Below are 21,037 nucleotides of genomic sequence, written 5' to 3'. Positions count from 1 at the left end.
GCCGCCAAGCTGTTTATATTATCGCGGGGTGGAGCAGTTCGGTAGCTCGTCGGGCTCATAACCCGAAGGTCGCAGGTTCAAATCCTGCCCCCGCAACCAAATATAATTTGCATACAATCCAATAAAAAATGGTCCGGTAGTTCAGTTGGTTAGAATGCCTGCCTGTCACGCAGGAGGTCGCGGGTTCGAGTCCCGTCCGGACCGCCATGTTGCACACAAACGAAATCTTCGAGGTTTTCGTTTTTTTTATGTTTTTTTTCAGGTCAATGCTGAAAGCTTGGCTTCAGCCGAGCTTTCTTTGCTTACAGGACGAGAAAGCACACGGCTTTCCTCCTGACAGGATGTGAGGCCGAGTTTCTTTATTTCCTTGGATAATTGGTGAGAATTCGATAAACTAATGATAGTGTTTTGATTGGTTGCAACAGCAAAGGAGCAAATGATCTCATGGACGAATTTGAATTGATTCAAAGGATTACGCCCCGTTCGCTTTCTCACCAGGAAATAGAAGTCGGTATTGGAGACGATGCCGCTGTTTATCATACGAAGAACGGTTATCAGGAAATCGTGGCAGTCGATACGATGGTCGACGGTATTCATTTTTTATCATCCCATTCATCGCCTGCCGATATCGGATATAAAGCGTTGGCTGTGAATATTAGCGATATTGCCGCAATGGGAGGCCGACCCAAGTATTATCTTGTGTCAATCGCCGTTCCTTCCGGCTGGCGCGCGACGGATATTGAAGCCATGTATGAAGAAATGAATAAACTGGCGACACTATATCAAATGGATTTAATCGGCGGTGACACCGTATCCGCCAACGGACCGCTCGTTTTGACCGTAACAGCAATCGGCGAGATTGAAAAGGGCAGATCTTGTTTAAGGAGCCATGCCGAGCCCGGGGATATCGTTTTTGTAACGGGAGAACTTGGCTCATCTGCTGCCGGTCTGTCTTTTATATTGGACCAAGCACAGGTGAATAAGCAGTCTCAATATTTTATTGAGCGGCACAAGAGGCCTGAGCCGAGGGTGGAAGCAGGTTTGATCTGTTCCCGCTATCATCATGTGGCACTTAATGATATCAGCGACGGGCTTGCCAGCGAATTAAATGAAATTGCCGAAGCGAGCCGAGTTTCCATTGACATATATAAAGAGATGATTCCGGTCCATTCGGATTTACATACATTGAACACAAAATGGGAAGAGTGGGTCCTTTTCGGCGGCGAGGATTTTGAACTCGTCGGTACGATTTCTAATGATCAATGGGAACGTTTTAGTCAGGAATGCTTCGAGCATGATGTGCCGGTTTATCAAATCGGCCGCGTCACACAACAAGGACAGGCGGAAGTGTTTTATCATGACGGACAGGACCGCGTTCTTCTCGAGAAAAAAGGATATAACCATTTTAAACAAGACAGGTGACAAGTAAAGTGAAAACGTTAGAGTGGAAAACGACAGAGCCTGAAGAGACAAAAAACATTGCCAGACTGGCAGCTAAGTATGTTCAGCCCGGTGATGTCATCACATTGGAGGGCGATCTAGGAGCAGGTAAAACGACTTTTACGAAAGGGTTTGCCGAAGGGCTCGGCATCAAGCGGGTTGTCAACAGCCCGACTTTTACCATCATCAAAGAATACCGTGACAGCTCTCTTCCGCTGTTTCATATGGATGTGTACAGGATGGAAGATGAGACGGAAGATCTCGGATTAGATGAATATTTTGAGGGAGACGGCGTCTGCCTTGTGGAATGGGCGCATTTGATTGAAGAGCAGCTTCCGCAAAAACGCCTTGAGGTGGTCATTAAGCGGCTTGGTGATGATGAACGAAAGCTGACTTTTACCCCTAAAGGCAGGCGCTACGAAAATCTTTGCGAGGAGATCAGCAAACATGACGATACTTGCGATTGATACATCCAATTTAACGCTCGGAGTGGCATTAATCAAAGACGGAAAAATGATAGCTGAGCATATATCCCACTTAAAGAAAAACCATTCGGTCAGAGCCATGCCGGCAATCGACGAACTTCTTAAAGAGTGCGGTTTAGAGCCTAATGACCTGACCCAAATTGCAGTTGCCAAAGGCCCGGGTTCATATACAGGCGTGCGGATCGGCGTGACGATTGCCAAAACGCTTGCATGGTCATTAAATATTCCGATTAAAACCGTTTCAAGCCTTGAAGTGCTTGCGGCAAACGGCCGGTTTTTCCAAGGCTTGATTTGTCCGTTGTTTGATGCCAGGCGCGGTCAGGTTTATACGGGACTGTACCAGTATAGGGACGGTAAACTGCATGGATTAGAAGAGGACCAAAACATTCTGCTTGAAGATTGGCTTAAAAAGCTGAAAGCCATGGATCAGCAAGTCCTTTTCATAGGAAGCGACACAGAGATTCACCAGGAAATGATCGAACAGATTCTCGGTGAACAAGCGGTTATTGCAGGCCCTGCCCTGCAGCTTCCAAGACCTTCAGAATTGGCTTTAATCGGAGAACTTAAAGAGGACGAGCCAGTGCACAGCATTGTTCCAAACTATATTCGTCTGGCCGAAGCCGAGGCCGTCTGGCTTGAAAAACAAAAGTAAACGGGTGAAGCCATGAACACGCAAATGGTCATACGCGATATGAATCCAAAGGATTTGGACCAGGTTTTTGAAATTGAAAAAAGCTCTTTTTCTTCTCCGTGGAAAAAAGAATCTTTTCATCATGAGCTTTTTCACAATATGTATGCTCATTACCTCGTTCTTGAAGTTGAGGAACAAGTCGTCGGCTACTGCGGGATTTGGATCGTAATGGATGACGCCCAGATCACCAACATTGCCGTTTCACCTGCATACCGGGGCCGCCGTTTCGGAGAAGCTCTTTTGAAAGCCGCCATGAAGCTTTGCCGGATGAAAAGGGCGGTTCAGCTTTCTTTAGAGGTGAGGGTATCGAATCATATTGCACAGAGCTTATACAAAAAGCTCGGCTTTGAGCCGGGAGGAATTCGCAAAAATTATTATACCGATAATGGGGAAGATGCATTATTAATGTGGGTGAGACTAAATGAATCATAAAAAAGATCTGTATATATTAGGAATCGAAACAAGCTGTGATGAGACTGCCGCCGCGATTGTCAAAAACGGGACGGATATCGTCTCAAACGTGGTAGCGTCGCAAATCGAGAGTCATAAACGGTTTGGGGGCGTTGTTCCCGAGATCGCATCAAGGCATCACGTTGAACAGATCACGATCGTGCTTGAGGAAGCCTTTGCACAAGCGGACATGACGTTTGACGACATTGATGCCATTGCAGTAACGGAAGGACCGGGGCTTGTCGGTGCTTTATTGATCGGCGTGAATGCTGCGAAAGCGCTCAGTTTTGCCCGGGGCATACCGCTCGTAGGCGTGCATCACATTGCCGGTCACATCTATGCGAACAGGCTTGTTCAGGACATTCAATTTCCGGCGCTTGCCCTTGTCGTCTCAGGCGGCCACACCGAACTCGTGTATATGAAAGAGCACGGCTCATTTGAAGTAATCGGAGAGACGCTCGACGATGCTGCAGGCGAAGCCTATGACAAAGTGGCGAGAACGATGGGACTCCCTTATCCAGGAGGACCTCACATTGACAAACTTGCGCAAAAAGGCGAGGCAAATGTGCCCCTGCCGCGCGCATGGCTTGAAGAAGGCTCTTATCATTTCAGCTTCAGCGGATTGAAGTCCGCAGTCATCAACACGCTTCACAACGCTTCGCAAAAAGGAGAAACGATAGCTCCGGAAGATTTATCAGCCAGCTTTCAGGAAAGTGTCATTGATGTCCTCGTGACAAAAACAGAACGCGCTGCGAATGCTTACGGCGTCAAACAGGTGCTGCTTGCCGGAGGAGTTGCTGCAAACAAAGGGCTGAGGGCGGCGCTCGAAAAAACGTTCAGCAGCCATCCGGAGATTGAGCTTTTGATCCCGCCGCTCTCGCTGTGTACGGACAATGCCGCCATGATTGCTGCCGCTGGTACGGTTGCTTTTGAAAAAGGAATCAGAGGAAAATACGATATGAACGGACAGCCTGGCTTAGATTTGACGTCTTATTGAAACCTCACAAAGCGTGAGGTTTTTTTGCCAATGAAAAAATTATTAACAGGTTATTAACATATATCCACAGCCTTGTGCATAATGTAAAAAACCTTAATTTACAGACCTTTTTCACCTGTTAATAATGTGTATAAATATTATGTTTTTTGTGGATATTGTGGGTAAATCGCTTTCTTTCCTTAAAATAAAGGATTTTAATTGTGGACAAAAAAACCGCTCCGGCTTGGAGCGGTTCATCCTTTATTCATTTGTAGAAAGTGTTTCCCATTCGGATAACAGATGTTCAAGCTCCTCATTCAGCCGTTCATTTTCAGAGTGGATTTCCTGAACCTTCTCGTGGTCTTGGAAGACGTCGGGTTCACACAGGAGCTCTTCGTTCTTTTCGATCTGTTCTTCAATGGCCGTAATTCTTGTTTCGATTTCTTCAATCCTGCGCTGCCGCTGGCGTTCTTTTCTTTTCAGCTCTTTTTCTTCTTCATAGCTCTTTTTTGTGCCCAGTTTTTCGGAAGCGTTTTTCTGACGCTCTTCCGTCTGTTTTTCCAGTTCTTTCAGTTCAAGCTGCTGCTCTTTTTTTTCTGTGTAATAATCGTAGTCGCCCAGATATTCTTCTGCTTTGTCACGGGAAAGCTCCAGTACTTTTGTCGCGATCCGGTTGATAAAATAGCGGTCATGGGACACAAATAATATCGTTCCCGGGTAATCGATTAAAGCGTTCTCCAAGACTTCCTTACTGTCCAGGTCGAGATGGTTTGTCGGCTCATCAAGGATCAGGAAGTTCGCTTTTTGCAGCATCAGCTTGGCGAGGGCAAGCCTGGCTTTTTCGCCTCCGCTTAACGCGTGTACAGGTTTTAACACATCTTCTCCTGAGAACAAGAAGTTGCCGAGGCAAGTCCTGATCTCCTTTTCACTCATCTCCGGATAATCGTCCCAAAGCTCGTCAAGCACGCGTTTTGACGAAGTCAATTCAGCCTGCTCTTGGTCATAGTAGCCGATTGAGACATGGGAGCCCGTCGCGATTGTTCCCGACACCGGCTTCAGCTTTTGAATCAATGCTTTCAAAAGGGTTGACTTGCCGATCCCGTTCGGCCCGACCAGCGCAACGCTTTCCCCGCGGGTAATGCGAAAATCCAATGAACGGAGAAGCGGGGGCTGCTCCTGATAGCTTACTGTCAGATCTTCCACTCGCAGTACATCGTTTCCGCTTTGTCTAGTAATTTCAAAGCGGAATGACGCCGATTTTTCATCTCCAAGCGGTTTGTCCATGATCTCCATCCGTTCAAGCTGCTTTCGTCTGCTCTGCGCCCGTTTCGTCGTCGAAGCTCTTGCCAGGTTCCGGTCGACGAACTCCTGCAGCTTGGCGATTTCGTCCTGCTGCTTTTCGTAAAGCTTTGTTTCCCTTTCCAGCTGCTCGGCTTTTAAGTGGAGATAAGAGCTGTAGTTCCCGATATATTTTTTGCTTTGCGACCGGGTAATCTCGTAAACTTGGGTAACCACTTTGTCAAGAAAGTACCTGTCATGGGAAACGATTAAAATCGCTCCGCTGTAGTTTTGCAAATATTGTTCAAGCCATGTCAGGGTGTCGATATCCAAATGGTTTGTCGGTTCGTCCAAGATGAGGAGGGCGGGTTTTGTCAAAAGCATTTTTCCGAGGGCAAGCCTTGTTTTTTGGCCTCCGCTTAAGTCCTGGACGCGGACGGAGTCGTCAAATCCCGCAAAGCCGAGCCCGTGCATGACGGATCTGACCTCTGCTTCATATTGGTAGCCGCCTTTGTCCTTGAACGCCTGCTGAAGCCTGTCATACGTCTTCATCAATGATTCAAGCTTGTCCGGTCCGGCTTGCGCCATCTTTTCCTCGATTGCGCGCATTTCTTTTTCCATTTTTTTTAGAAAATCAAATACCGACAGCAATTCCTCTTTAAGCGTCAGCTTGGAATCGAGGCCGGAATGCTGGTCAAGGTAGCCCATCGTCAAATCCTTCGGTTTGATAATGTCCCCCTTTTCATATGAAAGCTTTCCTGCGATAATCTTTAGGAGAGTCGATTTTCCGGCGCCGTTGCGTCCGACGATCGCAATCCGGTCCCGAGATCTGACTTCGAGTTTTATATTCGTTAAAATCGTATCGGCTCCAAACGATTTTGAAAGCTGGTTCACTTGTAAAATCATCATGATCTTTCACCTCTTGTCTGCTATTTTAAGTGTAGCTTATCACTGCGCAGTCAGCAAACAATTAAGTGAAGTCTGGAAGATTTTAGCCGAAGAAAAAGACAGAACGAAAAAAATAGTGTATGATCGTTATAAGGAGAGTTAAGAACATGAATGAGTTTACACATTTTAATGAACAAGGCAGAGCCAAGATGGTTGATATAAGCGAAAAGGAAGCTTCAGTGCGCACAGCTGTGGCTGTTTCAAGCGTGTCAATGAATCGAAAAGTACATGAAAAAATCAAAAACCGGGAAATCGGAAAAGGCGATGTATTGGCGGTGGCGCAAGTGGCCGGAATCATGGCCGCAAAACAGACATCCGCTATCATCCCGATGTGCCACCCAATCGCTCTGAAAGGAGTCGACATCACCTTTCGCTGGGAGGAGAAAGAACAGAAGAGCATCCTGCATATTCAATCTGAAGTCAAGACCAAAGGGAGCACAGGTGTGGAAATGGAAGCGTTAACTTCCGCCTCCGTATGTGCGCTAACCGTATATGACATGTGCAAAGCGGCGGATAAGGGAATGGTGATAGGACCGACCTTTCTTCTCGAAAAGACAGGCGGGAAAAACGGTGACTATAAAAGGGAAAAAGCTGATGTAGACATGGAGGATTAGTTTATGAACATGGATCATTCAAAAATTCCGCAAGCGACAGCGAAACGGCTGCCATTATACTATCGTTTTTTAAAAAACCTTCATGCATCCGGAAAACAGCGTGTATCTTCCGCTGAGTTGAGCGATGCCGTCAAAGTCGATTCCGCGACAATCCGCAGGGATTTCTCGTACTTCGGCGCGCTCGGAAAAAAAGGATACGGCTACAATGTCAATTATTTGCTGTCCTTTTTCAGAAAGACGCTTGATCAGGATGAAACGACGAACGTAACGCTCATTGGCGTGGGGAATTTGGGGACAGCCTTTCTCCATTACAATTTTATCAAAAACAATAATACAAAAATCGCCATGGCGTTTGACATCAATAAAGAAAAAATCGGAACCGAGGTCGGGGGCGTCCCCGTCTATGATCTGAATAAGCTTGAAGAGCATATGACGGATGATGATATCCCGGTCGCCATTTTGACGGTTCCAGCTCAAGCCGCACAGTCGATTACAGACAGGCTGGTGGCGCTTGGCATTAAAGGCATTCTTAATTTTACGCCGGCCCGCTTGAATGTGCCGGAACACATTCGCATTCATCATATAGATTTGGCGGTTGAACTTCAGTCGCTGGTGTATTTTCTGAAACATTATTCAATGCAGGAAAAGTAAAACGGAAAACGAAAAATAAAGGAAAGGGGGCAGGCTTTATGCCAATCGGTCCTGGAAGCTTTATTTTAATTGTCGTGGTGGCACTTTTAATATTCGGCCCGAAAAAACTTCCCGAGCTGGGAAGAGCGGCGGGAAACACGCTGCGGGAGTTTAAAAATGCGACAAAAGGTTTGGCTGACGACGATTCCGATAATAAAAAGAAAGAAGATCAGTAGGATAGGATGACATTTATGAAGGAAAGAGAAATGTCGCTGATAGAACATATCACAGAATTACGCAGACGGCTTGTGATCACTTTTTTCTTTTTTGTTTTATTTGTTGCGGCAGGCTTTTTAATGGCAAAGCCGCTGATTATCTATCTGCAGCAGACGGATGAAGCGAAGCTGCTGACGCTTAACGCGTTCAAGCTGACCGATCCTTTATTTGTGTACGTGCAGTTCGCGTTCATCATCGGGGCCGTCTTGACTTCGCCGCTTGTTTTATACCAGCTGTGGGCTTTCATCAGCCCGGGGCTGTATGAAAAAGAACGAAAAGTGACGCTCAGCTATATTCCGGTATCGATCATTCTTTTTTTAGGCGGCATTGCCTTTTCTTACTTTATTTTATTTCCGTTTGTCGTGGACTTTATGACGAGAGTCTCAGATGATCTGAATGTCAATCAGGTCATCGGAATACACGAATATTTTCAGTTTCTGCTTCAGTTGACGCTTCCTTTTGGCTTATTGTTTCAGATGCCTGTGGTGATCATGTTTATCACAAGGCTCGGGCTCGTGACGCCGATGTTTTTGGCGAAAATCAGAAAATATGCATATTTTGTGTTGTTCGTCATTGCGGCGCTCATTACACCGCCTGAGCTTTTGTCGCATTTAATGGTCTCCGTGCCATTGCTCATTCTTTATGAAATCAGTATCGTGATTTCAAGAATATCCTACAGGCAGGCGCAAAAAACAATGATTCAAGAGGAAAATCAAGCGTTTTTGAACAACCATACAAAATAAGAGCCATTCTTTTTTCAGAATGGCTCTTTTCCTTCACATAAAAAGCTATTGATCCTTTCGCTTCATCCTGCGGGCCAGGGCGAACATTTTAAAGGAAATGCTGATATTATAGGCTGCGAAAAGCATCAGCAGGATCGTATAAAAAGACCACATGTTTCCGGGCGAGGTTGCCGCCAGATACGTAAACAGCACACCCGTTAATAAATAAATCGCTCCCCAGAATTTAGGGCTTCTCATCATAGAAATCCTCCAATAATCATTTGCATTTTCTCGACGTGTTCCAAATATTTTTCAATAGGCTCCCGGAATGTCTGCAGCAAGACGACGAAAGTATTCATGGCGACATGGGCGAAAATGGGCACGATAATCCGGTTGGTCCTGACATATAAAAAGGCGAATGTGAATCCCATTGCCGTATAAATGAGCAGATGGCTGAAATCCAAATGGACGACCGAGAAAAGTACCGAACTGAACAGAGCGGCAACGAAAAAATTCGTTTTCTCATAGATCGCGCCGAAAATGATCTTTCTGAAAATGATTTCTTCAAGAATCGGACCGAATACAGAAGAGACAAACACCATCAGCGGCAATGCGGTGATGATGTCCATGATCCGCTGCGTATTTTCGGATTCCGGGTTGACCCCAAACAAGTTCATTTCGATCGAAGCGGCAATTGACTGCGCAAACAAAGCGAGAAAGACGCCGGCTACAGCCCATCCGATTGACGCTCCAACCGATGCTTTTGGACGGTTGCGAAGCGTCGTCTTCGGGACCGTCCGCAAAATCAGCAGCACGATGACGAGACAGAGGGTAAACGCGATGACAGACCAGACGCCCGCCAATGTAAGCTGGGCTTCAGCTTTGGGCTGTCCTCTGCCCACTCCCAAAAAGTAGAGAAGAGGCAAGCCGACATACGCCGACAATTGCATGAGAACGTATGCCAATATAATAAACCAGTATTGTTTTCTCAAGCTTTATGTACTCCTTTTCTAAAAATCTAAATCAGACTATGTTTATTGTAACACACTCTTTTTAAATTATAGGATGATAAGGATATGCGGAGAAATGTAAGCGCAAAAAAATTTGACCTTTTCACTTGAAATTGCCTGGGAGATTCTTTATTATAAGAATTGTGTTAGCACTCACCGAGTGCGAGTGCTAAAATTACATATGAAAATATTGAGGAGGTTGTTTCATTGTTAAAGCCATTAGGTGATCGCGTTGTCATTGAGCTCGTTGAGTCTGAAGAAAAAACTGCTAGCGGAATCGTACTTCCTGACTCCGCAAAAGAAAAACCACAAGAGGGTAAAGTGGTTGCAGCCGGTTCAGGCCGTGTGTTAGAGAGCGGAGAGCGCGTTGCATTAGAAGTTAAAACAGGCGACCGCATCATCTTCTCAAAATATGCAGGTACCGAAGTGAAATATGAAGGTACTGACTACTTAATCTTGCGTGAAAGCGACATTTTAGCTGTTATCGGCTAAGTCATAAATAAAAACGAGACAATTATATAGGAGGTTCGAATAACATGGCAAAAGATATTAAGTTTAGCGAAGAAGCCCGCCGTTCAATGCTGCGCGGTGTAGATGCATTGGCGGATGCTGTAAAGGTAACTTTGGGACCTAAAGGACGCAACGTCGTTCTTGAGAAAAAATTCGGTTCTCCATTAATCACAAACGACGGTGTAACGATCGCGAAAGAAATCGAGCTTGAAGACGCGTTCGAAAACATGGGCGCAAAGCTTGTTGCTGAAGTTGCGAGCAAAACAAACGATGTTGCCGGTGACGGTACAACAACAGCGACAGTTCTGGCTCAGGCGATGATTCGCGAAGGTCTTAAAAACGTAACTGCCGGCGCTAACCCTGTAGGCGTGCGCAAAGGTATCGAGCAGGCTGTGGCTGTAGCTGTTGAAAGCCTGAAAGAAATCTCTAAACCAATCGAAGGCAAAGAATCAATCGCACAAGTTGCTTCAATCTCCGCTGCTGACGAAGAAGTCGGAAGCCTGATCGCTGAAGCAATGGAGCGCGTCGGCAACGACGGTGTCATCACGATTGAAGAATCCAAAGGATTCACAACAGAGCTTGAAGTGGTTGAAGGTATGCAGTTCGACCGCGGATATGCGTCTCCTTACATGGTGACAGACTCCGATAAGATGGAAGCGGTTCTTGATAATCCGTACATCTTAGTAACAGACAAAAAAATCACAAACATTCAAGAAATCCTGCCGGTGCTTGAGCAAGTCGTGCAACAAGGCAAACCTATGCTTCTGATCGCTGAAGATGTAGAAGGTGAAGCACTTGCGACACTCGTTCTCAACAAACTTCGCGGAACGTTCAATGCAGTGGCTGTAAAAGCTCCTGGATTCGGTGACCGCCGCAAAGCGATGCTTGAAGACATCTCGATCCTGACAGGTGCGCAAGTGATCACAGAAGATTTAGGCCTAGACCTGAAATCAACTGAAATCACACAATTGGGACGCGCTTCTAAAGTCGTTGTCACAAAAGAAAACACAACGATCGTTGAAGGTGCAGGAGACACAGAACAAATCGCGGCCCGCGTTAACCAAATCCGCGCTCAAGTTGAAGAAACAACTTCTGAGTTCGATAAAGAAAAATTACAAGAGCGTCTTGCTAAACTTGCAGGCGGCGTAGCTGTCATCAAAGTCGGCGCTGCGACTGAAACTGAACTGAAAGAACGCAAGCTTCGCATCGAAGACGCCCTGAACTCTACTCGCGCCGCGGTAGAAGAAGGAATCGTATCCGGCGGTGGTACAGCTCTTGTCAATGTTTACAATAAAGTAGCTGCCCTTGAAGCTGAAGGCGACAAACTGACTGGTATCAACATCGTTCTTCGCGCTCTTGAAGAACCAATCCGTCAAATCGCACACAACGCGGGTCTTGAAGGATCTGTCATCGTTGAGCGCTTGAAAGGCGAAGCCATTGGTGTAGGCTACAACGCTGCAACAGGCGAATGGGTGAACATGATCGACAAAGGTATCGTTGACCCTACAAAAGTAACACGCTCAGCTCTGCAAAACGCAGCATCTGTAGCGGCTATGTTCCTGACAACTGAAGCAGTTGTTGCCGACAAGCCTGAAGAAAACAAAGGCGGCGGCGCAGGAATGCCTGACATGGGCGGAATGGGTGGCATGGGCGGCATGATGTAAGCCCAGCGTCCAAAACGCTGATATATCAAGGAAAAGAGGCTCTTTTTAGAGCCTCTTTTTATTTTAACTTGAGATGACATATAAATCCCCTTTTATCCATGGAATAATTTCCTTTTTGGGGATTATGGTATAATTAGAATCTGAACTTTTTTAGAAAGGTTAAACAATTATGTCGGACAACAAACTAATGTTTTTGCTTTTATCATTTTCATCTATTATTCACCTGCTCGGTATATTTTTTAACCCTGCGGCTAGCTGAAAGTCCTGGTTGGTAAACATTGCTTTCATTTTATTGGCTCTTCTATTTTTAAGTCTCACTTTAAAAGAAAATCAACAGAACAAGTAGCGACATGCCCTTCTCAAAGAGAAGGGCATATATTTTATATTATGAACTTCGGTAAGAGTAGCCTTAATAAATCTCGCTCTAATTCTGCATTTGATATTGGGGCTTGCTATTGCCTGTAATCTCTTTCAACGGCCAGTACGTCAGCAAATGGCATTAAAACCGCAAGACCTACATTTGATTCTGTATGAGAAAAGGGGGTTTTATAAAAATGGTCAAAAGAATTGTAAATCGATTGAATTCATTTTCCCTGCTAGGGACAATCTTTTTTATCGGCAGTTATTTGATGTACAAATTTAATGGCGTAGAGCTTATTGGGTTCCTGTACTCAGGTATCATTTTTTTGACAGTCCTGATCGCTACCAGCGTAATGTTAATCAGGCAAAAAAGTAAAGGAACCAATGAAAATAAACAGGCTTAATGCATGCTTTATACTTATTTTAGCTTCCCTCCATTAGTGTAACCTTTCCAATCCATAATATAGATCATCATGAAAGCATCACACGTCCAGTACATCAAATGTCATCTCCTGTTCATACTAATATCGGGAGGTACATCGACTTATGTTGAAAATTTGGATGACTGGACTTTTACTATTAGCGCAGCCCGCGGGGCATTCTGACAGCTTAACGATCACCCAGCAAGGGAAGAAAGTGGCCGTTGTGAACCGCGAAGATTTTACAATGCCGCTTCCCGGGACACCGATGATTGATGATAAAAAATACGGCGAGTTCGTTGACAGGCTTGAGCGGAAAGTACACAAGGATCCCGTCAACGCCGTGATCAATGATCAGGGAAGGATCGTTCCCGGCAAGGTTGGCTACAGCCTTTCCCGGAAGGGGTTTAAGGAGCAGTTTTACGCGTATTTTTATGGGGATGGCTCGTCCACAATCGAAGTGCCTGAATTGAACGTTTACCCGAAAGTGGACAGCGAACTGCTTTCCCATATCCGGACACAGCGGATCGGCCAGTATGTGACGTATTTTAATTCCGGGAATAAAAGCAGGACGCACAACATTTCACTCGCGGCAAAAGCGATCGACAATCATGTTGTGTTTCCTAATGAGACGTTTTCATTTAACAAAGTTGTCGGAATGAGGACGCCGGACAAGGGATATATGCGTGCTCCCATTATTGTGAGAGGCGAATTGTCTGAAGGGGTGGGTGGAGGCATTTGCCAGGTTTCGTCGACATTGTTTAATGCGGTTGATCGGGCAGGACTCGAAATCGTCCAGCGCTATTCCCATAGCCGGCGTGTCCCTTATGTTCCGCCGGGGCGTGACGCGACGGTCAGCTGGGGCGGACCTGATTTGCGCTTTCAAAACAAATATAACCAGCCGGTCTTGATCCGGGCAAAACGGCATGGAGGAACGATGGTTGTGACGCTTTATTCTTCTGACGTGGTCAATCACCAGCTGCGAAAAGTTCCGAAGGCTCCGTCTGAAATTCCGAAAGAAGAGCATCAGAGCGGCGATCACTGAAGGCGAATGTTCATCTAGCGCTGCACTTGTTCACATAATGTACAATAAAATCCTTTTGCCTGTATGATAGGATGAATCAAGGACATCATTAAATTTCAGACAAGAGGAGATGATCGAGTGACATGGCTTTTTGTAACCTTTTTGGTTATCTTCAGTCTTTTTAAAATATTGGTCACTTGCCTTCCGAGCGGTGTCGTAGAGTGGCTGACCGGCAAATTTCAAGTTCATGTGAAGCTTGAGGAAGCGAATGTTAAAGTCACGCTCGGCGGAGAACGTTTAGAGGGATCTGACAAGAGTCAATTTATTCAAAACTTTAATGACGCCGTATTTATGGAGCGGTACTACATCTACCCGGGAGATGAGCCGCTGTATGTAAATCCGAAAAACGCCGGGACACCGTTTGTTATCGAAACAAAAAAAGGAAAAAATGCTGTGAAGCTGTTGGTGTACAGATACGATGATCATATAGACGTCGTTAAACAATATAAGAAAAAGACGGCCGCTTATTGTCTGCGTTCCGACAGTCTGCAAACATGCAGGGGGCTAAAAACGGCGGATTTGGTTTGAAAAGCAGGAAAAACCTGCTTTTTTAATATGATATAAAATACAGCCTGACAGCACTGTAACCAATCAAAAATAAACAAGCAGCGATCGTAAAGATAAATTCTCCTTTTTTATCCTTCTTCAAAAGAACGAATGAACGCACACCGATGTTCAGTCCAAACAGGATGAAACCCACATACAAATAAACGGGATTTAAACCGGATGGAATGATGAGAAGAAATATCCCGGCAAGCGTGAGATAATGGAACACTTTGACAAGCGGCGGTTCTTTTTCCCGCGCTGTACGGCTGTCCATTTCACCATCACCTTTCTTTCGGTTTCGTTAGCAATTAAATCCTTGTATTGCATATTATTCTAATTTAAAATGTGGTTGATGAAAAGTCTTGCACAGGGAGAAACGCCATGACCATACATATTCAAAAGCTTGATGCCCCTTTGAATCCCGAGTTTGTTGATGAACTGATCAATTTGTGGAATGAAAATACATTGGAAACGGCTGATTGTTCATTAGATGATCAAGATAGAGAAATGATACAGCAGCAGCTGAAACAATATGTTCAATCCGCATACGGAGCGGTTTTTGCCGTCGTGAATGAGAAGCTAGAAGCGGTCGGATACGGACTGGCCTCTATTAAGAAAGATTTAGTCAGCGATTGTCTGAGCGGGCAAATCGATGAAGTGTACATAGCCCCGGACTATCGAAGAAACAAACTGGGGAAGCTTGTTGCAGATCGTATGATGGATTGGTTTGAGCGGCATCAAGTGTCTCACGTTCAAGTATCGGTTGATATCGATAATCAATCGGCACTGCATTTTTGGGAAGACATCGGCTTCAGCAGTGAATTTTACCTTCTGACACATTAGTTTTTTGAATCATGCGGGCGCGGCTCTCGCCGTCATGACCCGGCCGCCTCGCTAAAAAGCCCCTTTTTCATTGCAAAGGGGCTTTTTTGATGAGCTCAGGAGAATTATGATGCGGTGAATTGACGAGAGGCGCGACTTCATAAGCTTCCATCTCTTTTGACGCATATGGTTTTAAAAGGCTTGCTAAGTACGCAAGGTCTTGATTTTTCGGATTCAGCCATTCTTTTTCAGCCTGACGATCAAGAATGACGGGCATGCGGTCATGAATGTCTTTCATTAAATCGTTGGGCATAGTCGTAATGATTGTGCATGTATAGACGGGCTTGCCGCCTGCAGGCTGCCACTTCTCCCAAAGCCCCGCAAACGAAAACAGTCCATTTGTTTTGAGCTTGATCCTCATCGGCCGCTTCTTGGCATCGGTGCGCTTCCACTCATAAAAACTGTCAGCCGGAATGAGGCACCTTTGTCTGATCAGCGGCTTTCGAAAGCTCGGCTTCTCAGCCAAAGTCTCAGCGCGCGCATTGATCATTTTATAACCGATTTTCTCATCCTTTGACCACGGCGGAATTAATCCCCACCGCAGCCGCCCTAGCCGGTTATGCGAACCGTCGTTGATGACGGCGAGAATGGACTGGGAAGGCGCGATGTTATAACTGGGGCTGTAATCTTCAATCGCCATTTGATCAATTTCGAAACGGTCAATTATATCATCAAATTCAGAAAAGAGCGTAAACCTGCCGCACATCTTTGATCACCTTTTTTGTTTATTGAAAGTTTGAGGCAAATAGATTTTTTAAATATAAATGGCCAACAAGGCCGCTGAAACAGCCATGACAAAACAGTCATCGCCCGTCATGGCCACACCGTTTTTGATGAATACACTGCAGGTCCAGTTGAGGGCCGATCCCTCCGCGGTCCGGTCAATCAGCTTTTTACCCGCTGTGTAAACACATGCTTTAAATAAAGAAAACGAAATGGAACATAAAATAAAGAGCAAAATAAACTTTACCATCAACACCAGCATTGCCTTTTCACCCCGACATATTTTGTAAGCTCCCCCTTCATTTTACCAATAAATTCATATGTTAAAACCTCATTCTTGTTTTATTATATTGACCAAATGGTCAGCAAACGCTACACTCTATACTAACCGATTGGTCAATAACGAAAAGGAATGATGATCAATGCCTTTACAGCTTTATGAAAAAGAACAAATACTCGATGCCTGTTTGGAGGTTTTTGCAAGGCACGGCTATGCTAAGACTTCGACCGGAATGCTGGCGGAAGCGGCCGGCATTTCAAAGGCGCTGATTTTTCATCACTTTAAAAGCAAAAAAACCCTGTACTTAACTGTGCTCGATTATTGTATTGAAAAGGTAAAGTCGCGACTTTATCTTGATGACCTGTCGTCTTATCATGATTTTTTTGAAGCGAAAGAAAAAATAAGCCTGGCTAAGCTTGAGTTTTTCGCGGATTATCCAAACGTATATAAGCTCACGAAAGAAGCCTTTTTTTCACCGCCTTCCGAATTAAAAGAAGAAATCGCCGCAAAGTATGGGGAGCAATTTGCCGTTAGAAATCGTATTCTAAAACAGCTTTTTGCGAAAGTTCCGTTGAGGGAAGGAGTCGATCGTGAAGAGGCGTTCGAACTCATCATGGTCATGATGGGGCATTTTGAACAAAAGTTTCTAGCGAAAGTAACGGCTGAGAACGATTATGATTCAGCCTGGAGCAGACGTCTTCTTGAAGAACGAAAACGGTTTTTGGATATGATTCGTTTCGGTATTGAAGGCGAATAAAAAGGGGGACTTCTGATGGGACACTATGTATTGGGCTTTCATGAGGTCGATCGAGCCGATTTGCCGCTTGTCGGCGGGAAAGGGATGAACTTGGGCGAATTGTCGAAAATGGACGGCATTCAAGTGCCTCCCGGTTTTTGTGTAACCACAAAGGCATATGAAAGGATGATCGGCGAAAACGGCAGGGTCAGTGAACTGATTGATCAGCTGTCACTTTTAAAAGTGAAGGATAGAGAGCAGATTAACGAACTCGCCCTCCAGATCCGCAATGGTATTGAAAGGGCCGAAATCGCCGAAGAGATCAAAGAAGCGGTTAAAAGCGCTCACTCAAATGCTGGCGGCGGTGCATATGCCGTCCGATCAAGCGCTACGGCGGAAGATTTGCCTCATGCCTCTTTCGCCGGGCAGCAAGATACGTATTTAAATATAAAAGGAATAGAGGCGATCTTGAAGCATATTAGCAAATGCTGGGCTTCACTGTTTACAGATCGGGCCGTGATCTACCGGATTCAAAACGGTTTTGACCACCGCAAAGTTCAATTATCGGTCATCATCCAGCAGATGGTGTTTTCGGATGCGTCCGGCATTTTGTTTACGGCAGATCCCATTACATCCAACCGGAAAGTCACCTCAATTGATGCAAGCTTTGCCTTGGGAGAAGCGCTCGTATCTGGTACGGTTTCAGCAGACAACTACAAGGTTCGTGAAGGTGCGATCGTTCAAAAAACGATTTCCGAGAAAAAGACGGCAGTCTATTCTTTGGAAAGCGGCGGCACTGAGGCGCGCGAAGTCGAAGCGGGACGCCGGAAAAAACAAACATTAACCGATGAACAAATCATACGGCTTGAAGCACTGGGAAGGAGAATCGAAGCTCATTTCGGCTTTCCACAGGATATTGAATGGTGTCTGGCTGGTGGCGAATTTTTCTTTGTCCAGAGCCGGCCTGTAACGACATTGTTTCCTCTTCCGGAACAGAGCGACGACAAGCTGCGCGTCTATATGTCTGTCGGGCATCAGCAAATGATGACAGAGCCGATTAATCCGCTTGGGATATCGTTTTTCGGGTTGATCTCGGATTATGAGCTGACTTGTGCCGGCGGAAGGCTTTTTATTGATTTATCACACGATTTGGCATCTTTTGCTGGGCGGAAAGTCGTCCTCAGTACGGCGGGGAAAAATGATCCTTTCATGCATAGCGCTCTTGTGAATTTTTTGAAAAGAAAGGAGCTTGTCAAAACCCTGCCGAAAGGGAAGCGGATGTTTAGGTTAGGGGCTGAAGGACTGTCATGGTCGCTGCCGGGTGATGCGCTGAAGATTTATCGGAAAAACGACACAGGTGTAGTCAAACGGCTCATGTCCAAGGCGGAAGCATCCATTCATGAGGCTGAACAGCGATTGAAAAATGCATCGGGTGAAACGTTATTTGCACAGATAGAAGAGGATCAAAAAAGCTTGAAAAAAGTTCTCTATGATTCAGAGAGCATGGCTGTGATTATGGTTGGTTTATATGCGGTATACTGGCTCAATCGAAAAATGGAGAAATGGCTTGGCGAAAAAAATGTCGCCGATACCCTTTCTCAATCAGTATTCCACAATGTCACATCTGAAATGGGATTGGCGCTTTTGGATGTTTCCGATGCTGCCAGAGGATACCCCGAGGTTCAGAAGTATTTAGCACATGCCAATGTTGAAACCTTTTTTGAAGATCTCAAACAGCTTGACGGCGGTCCCGCCTTTATCAGCACATTGCGGGCATTCCTTGAGAAATACGGCATGCGCTGTACCGGTGAAATCGATATGACCAAGACCCGCTGGAGCGAACGCCCTTCCATTCTTGCTCCAGTCATTTTGAGCAATATCAAGAATTTTGAGCCCGGTGCGCGAACGGTCAAGTTTGAACAGGGGCGATTGGAAGCGGAGCAAAAGGAAAAGGATTTGTTAAGCCGTCTGCAACAATTAAAGGGAGGCGGACAAAAGGCAAAAAAGACAAAGAAGATGATCAGTGTGCTGCGGAATTTTATCGGCTATCGGGAATATCCCAAATATGCTCTGATCAAACGATATTTTATATATAAGGAAGCATTGATGAAAGAAGCCGCTGTTTTGCAGCGAAAGAAGCTGATTCAAGCGAAGGAGGATATTTATTATCTGTCTTTTGCTGAATTGAGAGAGGCTGTTTGCACAAATCGTCTAGATGTAAAGAAGATCGAAGAAAGAAAAGCAGAATATCAGCATTATGAAAAATTGACGCCTCCGCGAATGATGACTTCAGAAGGCGAGGTCATCAACGGAGAAGCCCTGGGTGATCACATTCCGGCAGGAGCGTTGGCGGGCGTTCCTGTTTCATCGGGAGTCATCGAAGGAAGGGCAAGAGTGATTCTGAAATTGGAGGAAGCTGATATCGAAGAGGGGGATATCCTTGTCACGCCTTTTACAGATCCGAGCTGGACACCGCTGTTTGTCTCAATCAAAGGTTTGGTGACTGAAGTGGGCGGCCTCATGACACATGGCGCCGTCATTGCGCGGGAATACGGGCTTCCGGCGGTGGTGGGGGTTGACAATGCCACAAAGATTATCAAAGACGGACAGAAGATCAGGATTAACGGATCGGAAGGATATGTTGAAATACTCGAATGATAAAAAGCGCAGCTTAGAGCTGCGCTTTAATTTTTATAAAGGTCGGCGGACAACATCCAATCCATCAAGTGCTGATACGGATAATAGGTTGTGCCATTTAATTCAATTTTAGGGATTTCAGGATATTTACGCAGCATCTCTTTCGTTTCTACTTTGCTTAAGCCTAAATAATAATGTAAATCGCCTTCTTTGATTAAATAGGGATAGCCTGAATAACTCCCTTTTGGGTTTTTAAAGTTTTTCAAGCCGTCACCGATAAAATAGCCTAAAGCCGCTAAACCAAGTCCAATCCAAAACAGGTTCATTTCCATGTTTACCATCCTTTTCGCATGATGCTTTATCTGTCATACGAAAAGGATTGAAAAAAGTTTCAAGGTCAAAGGCTTTGCCGGTTCAGCATCTCATAAAGAACGACAGCATGGTTATGGCGCTCATCCTTTGCACCGTAAAGCAGAATAACGGTTTCATCCGCCGCCATTTCTTTTAATTCCTTGAAGCTTCTCTGTTTTTCAGGGTGTTGTTTGATTTCGTTTTGATAGGCTTGTTTAAACGATTCAAATTTTTTTGGGTCATGACCGAACCATTTTCTTAAATCCGGGCTCGGGGCGATTTCTTTCAGCCAGCAGTCAAGGTTCGCTTTTTCTTTCGATATGCCGCGCGGCCACACCCGGTCGATTAAAATGCGGCGCCCTTCTGTTTGCGGATTTTCGTGATAAATTCGCTGGAGGACAATCGGCATCTGGATCACTCCTTCTAGTTGATATGAACGGCCGGCTTCTATCTGCCAAAATCCCTTTTATTCGATGGAATGTTTTAAAGAGCTGTACATTTGGCTGACACTTTCATCGATTTCATCTCTTGACATCCGCAAGGCTTTTTCCGATCTGGCATAACCGATTTCTAACCGGCCTTCTTCCAGTCCTTTAAAGATCGCGTCTGCAAATTCATCCAAAGGAGCTCCGAAATCATGCAGTCCGACACCGCCCAGATCCGTATTGACCGCAGGAGGAGCGACCTCTATGACCTCAACGCCGGTCTCGGAAAGTTGGTGTCTTAAACTCATCGTAAAAGAATGGAGAGCGGCTTTTGTCGATGAGTAGATCGGTGCGATCGCCATCGGTGTAAACGCCAGCCCTGATGTCACATTGATGATCGCTGTTTTCCCGGCTTTTTCGGCAAAGTATTGACTAAAGAGCATGGCCAGGTGGATCGGCGCCTCCATATTGACGGTGATTTCTTTATTGTAGTCAGCCCAATTGTCTGTCACATCAGCTTTTAAAATATGGTAGCGCTGCTGTATTCCGGCATTATTCACAAGTACGTTTACGCCAGGGTGATGTTCTTTGACCCATTCAAATAATGCCAGTCGTTCCGCTTCAACGGTCACGTCGCATACACGCGTGGTCATTTCCGGATATTTTTCCTTTGCTTCTTTAAGCTTGCTTTCCCTTCTCCCGCAGACGATGACCGTATTTCCCGCTTTCATAAATCGTTCGGCAAAAGCAAAGCCGATTCCTGATGCGCCGCCTGTGATCAGCACTGTGTTTCCCGTCAGTTCCATTGTAATCCCTCTTTTCCGTCAATTTTTTAAACAATAGGTTGAACATCTCTTCTGATCCTATAATGACCCTTTATTTTCCAAAGTGCAAGTATTC

Annotated in this window: 25 protein-coding genes and 2 tRNA genes; 18 read left to right on the top strand and 9 right to left on the bottom strand. The window is 45.4% G+C overall.

Annotated elements, in window-relative coordinates:
* Positions 1–22 precede the first annotated feature (22 nt).
* From BTA31_RS06900 to tsaD, 7 genes are all read left to right on the top strand, one after another.
* Positions 23–99 (top strand) — tRNA-Met (locus tag BTA31_RS06900).
* Positions 100–130: 31 nt separating this feature from the next.
* Positions 131–207, top strand: a tRNA-Asp gene (locus BTA31_RS06895).
* A 237-nt stretch (positions 208–444) separates the two neighbouring features.
* Positions 445–1,422: a thiamine-phosphate kinase gene (gene thiL, locus BTA31_RS06890; RefSeq protein WP_076790226.1), complete on the top strand. Its 978-nt coding sequence runs from the start codon at positions 445–447 to the stop codon at positions 1,420–1,422.
* Between the two features lie 8 nt (positions 1,423–1,430).
* Positions 1,431–1,907 (top strand): tRNA (adenosine(37)-N6)-threonylcarbamoyltransferase complex ATPase subunit type 1 TsaE, encoded by a 477-nt coding sequence (gene tsaE / locus BTA31_RS06885; protein WP_043928839.1) that lies wholly within the window; start codon positions 1,431–1,433, stop codon positions 1,905–1,907.
* On the top strand, positions 1,888–2,577 hold the full coding sequence (tsaB, locus tag BTA31_RS06880) for a tRNA (adenosine(37)-N6)-threonylcarbamoyltransferase complex dimerization subunit type 1 TsaB (protein ID WP_043928841.1): 690 nt from the start codon (positions 1,888–1,890) through the stop codon (positions 2,575–2,577). The genes tsaE and tsaB overlap by 20 nt, the downstream gene beginning before the upstream one ends.
* Before the next feature lie 12 nt (positions 2,578–2,589).
* Complete coding sequence (gene rimI, locus BTA31_RS06875; RefSeq protein ID WP_003179229.1) at positions 2,590–3,048, top strand: ribosomal protein S18-alanine N-acetyltransferase; 459 nt, start codon at positions 2,590–2,592, stop codon at positions 3,046–3,048.
* Entirely contained in the window at positions 3,038–4,063 is a 1,026-nt protein-coding gene (gene tsaD / locus BTA31_RS06870; protein WP_076790221.1) for a tRNA (adenosine(37)-N6)-threonylcarbamoyltransferase complex transferase subunit TsaD, read from the top strand. Before rimI ends, tsaD begins: the two co-directional genes overlap by 11 nt.
* 240 nt (positions 4,064–4,303) lie before the next feature.
* Here tsaD and BTA31_RS06865 read toward each other — a convergent pair whose 3' ends face one another.
* A complete protein-coding gene (locus tag BTA31_RS06865; RefSeq protein WP_076790218.1) occupies positions 4,304–6,229 on the bottom strand; it encodes an ABC-F family ATP-binding cassette domain-containing protein in 1,926 nt (641 codons plus the stop codon).
* Positions 6,230–6,375: 146 nt separating this feature from the next.
* Between BTA31_RS06865 and moaC the strand changes: the two genes are divergently transcribed.
* From moaC to tatC, 4 genes are read left to right on the top strand one after another with little or no spacing between them, the layout of a single operon-like run.
* Positions 6,376–6,882, top strand: coding sequence for a cyclic pyranopterin monophosphate synthase MoaC (gene moaC, locus BTA31_RS06860; protein ID WP_076790215.1), 507 nt, complete (start codon positions 6,376–6,378; stop codon positions 6,880–6,882).
* A 3-nt stretch (positions 6,883–6,885) separates the two neighbouring features.
* A complete protein-coding gene (locus BTA31_RS06855) occupies positions 6,886–7,533 on the top strand; it encodes a redox-sensing transcriptional repressor Rex (protein ID WP_076790211.1) in 648 nt (215 codons plus the stop codon).
* Positions 7,534–7,571: 38 nt separating this feature from the next.
* Positions 7,572–7,748: a twin-arginine translocase TatA/TatE family subunit gene (locus BTA31_RS06850; RefSeq protein WP_043927776.1), complete on the top strand. Its 177-nt coding sequence runs from the start codon at positions 7,572–7,574 to the stop codon at positions 7,746–7,748.
* 6 nt (positions 7,749–7,754) lie between these two features.
* Entirely contained in the window at positions 7,755–8,531 is a 777-nt protein-coding gene (gene tatC, locus BTA31_RS06845; RefSeq protein ID WP_094777412.1) for a twin-arginine translocase subunit TatC, read from the top strand.
* 45 nt (positions 8,532–8,576) lie between these two features.
* Here the strand turns inward: tatC and BTA31_RS06840 are convergent, their stop codons facing one another.
* Entirely contained in the window at positions 8,577–8,768 is a 192-nt protein-coding gene (locus BTA31_RS06840; RefSeq protein ID WP_076790268.1) for a YdiK family protein, read from the bottom strand.
* Entirely contained in the window at positions 8,768–9,502 is a 735-nt protein-coding gene (locus BTA31_RS06835) for a CPBP family intramembrane glutamic endopeptidase (protein ID WP_043927778.1), read from the bottom strand. The genes BTA31_RS06840 and BTA31_RS06835 overlap by 1 nt, the downstream gene beginning before the upstream one ends.
* A gap of 225 nt (positions 9,503–9,727) precedes the next feature.
* On the opposite strand from BTA31_RS06835, the gene groES reads away from it, so the two are divergent.
* The 4 genes from groES to BTA31_RS06810 all read left to right on the top strand — a co-directional run bounded on the left by groES (position 9,728) and on the right by BTA31_RS06810 (position 14,085).
* The gene (gene groES, locus BTA31_RS06830) at positions 9,728–10,012 is read left to right on the top strand and encodes a co-chaperone GroES (RefSeq protein WP_003179248.1); all 285 of its coding nucleotides are present in this window, start codon (positions 9,728–9,730) and stop codon (positions 10,010–10,012) included.
* Between the two features lie 44 nt (positions 10,013–10,056).
* Entirely contained in the window at positions 10,057–11,694 is a 1,638-nt protein-coding gene (groL, locus tag BTA31_RS06825; RefSeq protein ID WP_043927779.1) for a chaperonin GroEL, read from the top strand.
* 906 nt (positions 11,695–12,600) lie between these two features.
* Complete coding sequence (locus tag BTA31_RS06815) at positions 12,601–13,518, top strand: VanW family protein (protein ID WP_076790199.1); 918 nt, start codon at positions 12,601–12,603, stop codon at positions 13,516–13,518.
* A 117-nt stretch (positions 13,519–13,635) separates the two neighbouring features.
* Entirely contained in the window at positions 13,636–14,085 is a 450-nt protein-coding gene (locus BTA31_RS06810) for a YfmQ family protein (protein WP_076790194.1), read from the top strand.
* 22 nt (positions 14,086–14,107) lie between these two features.
* Here the strand turns inward: BTA31_RS06810 and BTA31_RS06805 are convergent, their stop codons facing one another.
* On the bottom strand, positions 14,108–14,377 hold the full coding sequence (locus BTA31_RS06805) for a hypothetical protein (RefSeq protein ID WP_076790191.1): 270 nt from the start codon (positions 14,375–14,377) through the stop codon (positions 14,108–14,110).
* 107 nt (positions 14,378–14,484) lie between these two features.
* Between BTA31_RS06805 and BTA31_RS06800 the strand changes: the two genes are divergently transcribed.
* Positions 14,485–14,946, top strand: coding sequence for a GNAT family N-acetyltransferase (locus tag BTA31_RS06800; RefSeq protein WP_076790186.1), 462 nt, complete (start codon positions 14,485–14,487; stop codon positions 14,944–14,946).
* 67 nt (positions 14,947–15,013) lie between these two features.
* Here BTA31_RS06800 and BTA31_RS06795 read toward each other — a convergent pair whose 3' ends face one another.
* Positions 15,014–15,691, bottom strand: a complete 678-nt coding sequence (locus tag BTA31_RS06795; protein WP_076790181.1) for an SOS response-associated peptidase — start codon at positions 15,689–15,691, stop codon at positions 15,014–15,016.
* A 48-nt stretch (positions 15,692–15,739) separates the two neighbouring features.
* The gene (locus BTA31_RS06790) at positions 15,740–15,970 is read right to left on the bottom strand and encodes a hypothetical protein (RefSeq protein WP_025811974.1); all 231 of its coding nucleotides are present in this window, start codon (positions 15,968–15,970) and stop codon (positions 15,740–15,742) included.
* A gap of 160 nt (positions 15,971–16,130) precedes the next feature.
* On the opposite strand from BTA31_RS06790, the gene BTA31_RS06785 reads away from it, so the two are divergent.
* Both BTA31_RS06785 and ppsA read left to right on the top strand, forming a co-directional pair.
* Positions 16,131–16,745 carry a TetR/AcrR family transcriptional regulator gene (locus tag BTA31_RS06785; RefSeq protein ID WP_076790177.1) on the top strand — a complete coding sequence of 205 codons (615 nt, stop codon included), beginning with the start codon at positions 16,131–16,133 and terminating at the stop codon, positions 16,743–16,745.
* 15 nt (positions 16,746–16,760) lie between these two features.
* Positions 16,761–19,382: a phosphoenolpyruvate synthase gene (ppsA, locus tag BTA31_RS06780; protein ID WP_076790174.1), complete on the top strand. Its 2,622-nt coding sequence runs from the start codon at positions 16,761–16,763 to the stop codon at positions 19,380–19,382.
* 26 nt (positions 19,383–19,408) lie between these two features.
* On the opposite strand, the gene BTA31_RS06775 is transcribed toward ppsA, so the two are convergent.
* The 3 genes from BTA31_RS06775 to BTA31_RS06765 all read right to left on the bottom strand — a co-directional run bounded on the left by BTA31_RS06775 (position 19,409) and on the right by BTA31_RS06765 (position 20,943).
* Positions 19,409–19,693: a hypothetical protein gene (locus tag BTA31_RS06775; protein WP_043928541.1), complete on the bottom strand. Its 285-nt coding sequence runs from the start codon at positions 19,691–19,693 to the stop codon at positions 19,409–19,411.
* Between the two features lie 65 nt (positions 19,694–19,758).
* Positions 19,759–20,121: a DUF488 domain-containing protein gene (locus BTA31_RS06770; RefSeq protein ID WP_076790169.1), complete on the bottom strand. Its 363-nt coding sequence runs from the start codon at positions 20,119–20,121 to the stop codon at positions 19,759–19,761.
* A gap of 57 nt (positions 20,122–20,178) precedes the next feature.
* Complete coding sequence (locus tag BTA31_RS06765) at positions 20,179–20,943, bottom strand: SDR family oxidoreductase (protein ID WP_043928539.1); 765 nt, start codon at positions 20,941–20,943, stop codon at positions 20,179–20,181.
* Positions 20,944–21,037 lie beyond the last annotated feature (94 nt).

The sequence above is a fragment of the Bacillus haynesii genome, from assembly GCF_001969855.1.
Classification (GTDB): domain Bacteria; phylum Bacillota; class Bacilli; order Bacillales; family Bacillaceae; genus Bacillus; species Bacillus haynesii.
This window is presented reverse-complemented; position numbering and strand designations above follow the sequence as displayed.

Coding starts and splice junctions, on each gene's coding strand:
- BTA31_RS06790 (WP_025811974.1), bottom strand. CDS start 15,970: ATGCTGGTGTTGATGGTAAAGTTTATTTTGCTCTTTATTTTATGTTCC.
- moaC (WP_076790215.1), top strand. CDS start 6,376: ATGAATGAGTTTACACATTTTAATGAACAAGGCAGAGCCAAGATGGTT.
- BTA31_RS06865 (WP_076790218.1), bottom strand. CDS start 6,229: ATGATGATTTTACAAGTGAACCAGCTTTCAAAATCGTTTGGAGCCGAT.
- BTA31_RS06765 (WP_043928539.1), bottom strand. CDS start 20,943: ATGGAACTGACGGGAAACACAGTGCTGATCACAGGCGGCGCATCAGGA.
- BTA31_RS06840 (WP_076790268.1), bottom strand. CDS start 8,768: ATGAGAAGCCCTAAATTCTGGGGAGCGATTTATTTATTAACGGGTGTG.
- tsaB (WP_043928841.1), top strand. CDS start 1,888: ATGACGATACTTGCGATTGATACATCCAATTTAACGCTCGGAGTGGCA.
- BTA31_RS06770 (WP_076790169.1), bottom strand. CDS start 20,121: ATGCCGATTGTCCTCCAGCGAATTTATCACGAAAATCCGCAAACAGAA.
- BTA31_RS06775 (WP_043928541.1), bottom strand. CDS start 19,693: ATGGAAATGAACCTGTTTTGGATTGGACTTGGTTTAGCGGCTTTAGGC.
- BTA31_RS06855 (WP_076790211.1), top strand. CDS start 6,886: ATGAACATGGATCATTCAAAAATTCCGCAAGCGACAGCGAAACGGCTG.
- BTA31_RS06850 (WP_043927776.1), top strand. CDS start 7,572: ATGCCAATCGGTCCTGGAAGCTTTATTTTAATTGTCGTGGTGGCACTT.
- BTA31_RS06800 (WP_076790186.1), top strand. CDS start 14,485: ATGACCATACATATTCAAAAGCTTGATGCCCCTTTGAATCCCGAGTTT.
- BTA31_RS06805 (WP_076790191.1), bottom strand. CDS start 14,377: ATGGACAGCCGTACAGCGCGGGAAAAAGAACCGCCGCTTGTCAAAGTG.
- thiL (WP_076790226.1), top strand. CDS start 445: ATGGACGAATTTGAATTGATTCAAAGGATTACGCCCCGTTCGCTTTCT.
- BTA31_RS06815 (WP_076790199.1), top strand. CDS start 12,601: ATGTTGAAAATTTGGATGACTGGACTTTTACTATTAGCGCAGCCCGCG.
- groL (WP_043927779.1), top strand. CDS start 10,057: ATGGCAAAAGATATTAAGTTTAGCGAAGAAGCCCGCCGTTCAATGCTG.
- tsaD (WP_076790221.1), top strand. CDS start 3,038: ATGAATCATAAAAAAGATCTGTATATATTAGGAATCGAAACAAGCTGT.
- rimI (WP_003179229.1), top strand. CDS start 2,590: ATGAACACGCAAATGGTCATACGCGATATGAATCCAAAGGATTTGGAC.
- tatC (WP_094777412.1), top strand. CDS start 7,755: ATGACATTTATGAAGGAAAGAGAAATGTCGCTGATAGAACATATCACA.
- BTA31_RS06785 (WP_076790177.1), top strand. CDS start 16,131: ATGCCTTTACAGCTTTATGAAAAAGAACAAATACTCGATGCCTGTTTG.
- ppsA (WP_076790174.1), top strand. CDS start 16,761: ATGGGACACTATGTATTGGGCTTTCATGAGGTCGATCGAGCCGATTTG.
- BTA31_RS06795 (WP_076790181.1), bottom strand. CDS start 15,691: ATGTGCGGCAGGTTTACGCTCTTTTCTGAATTTGATGATATAATTGAC.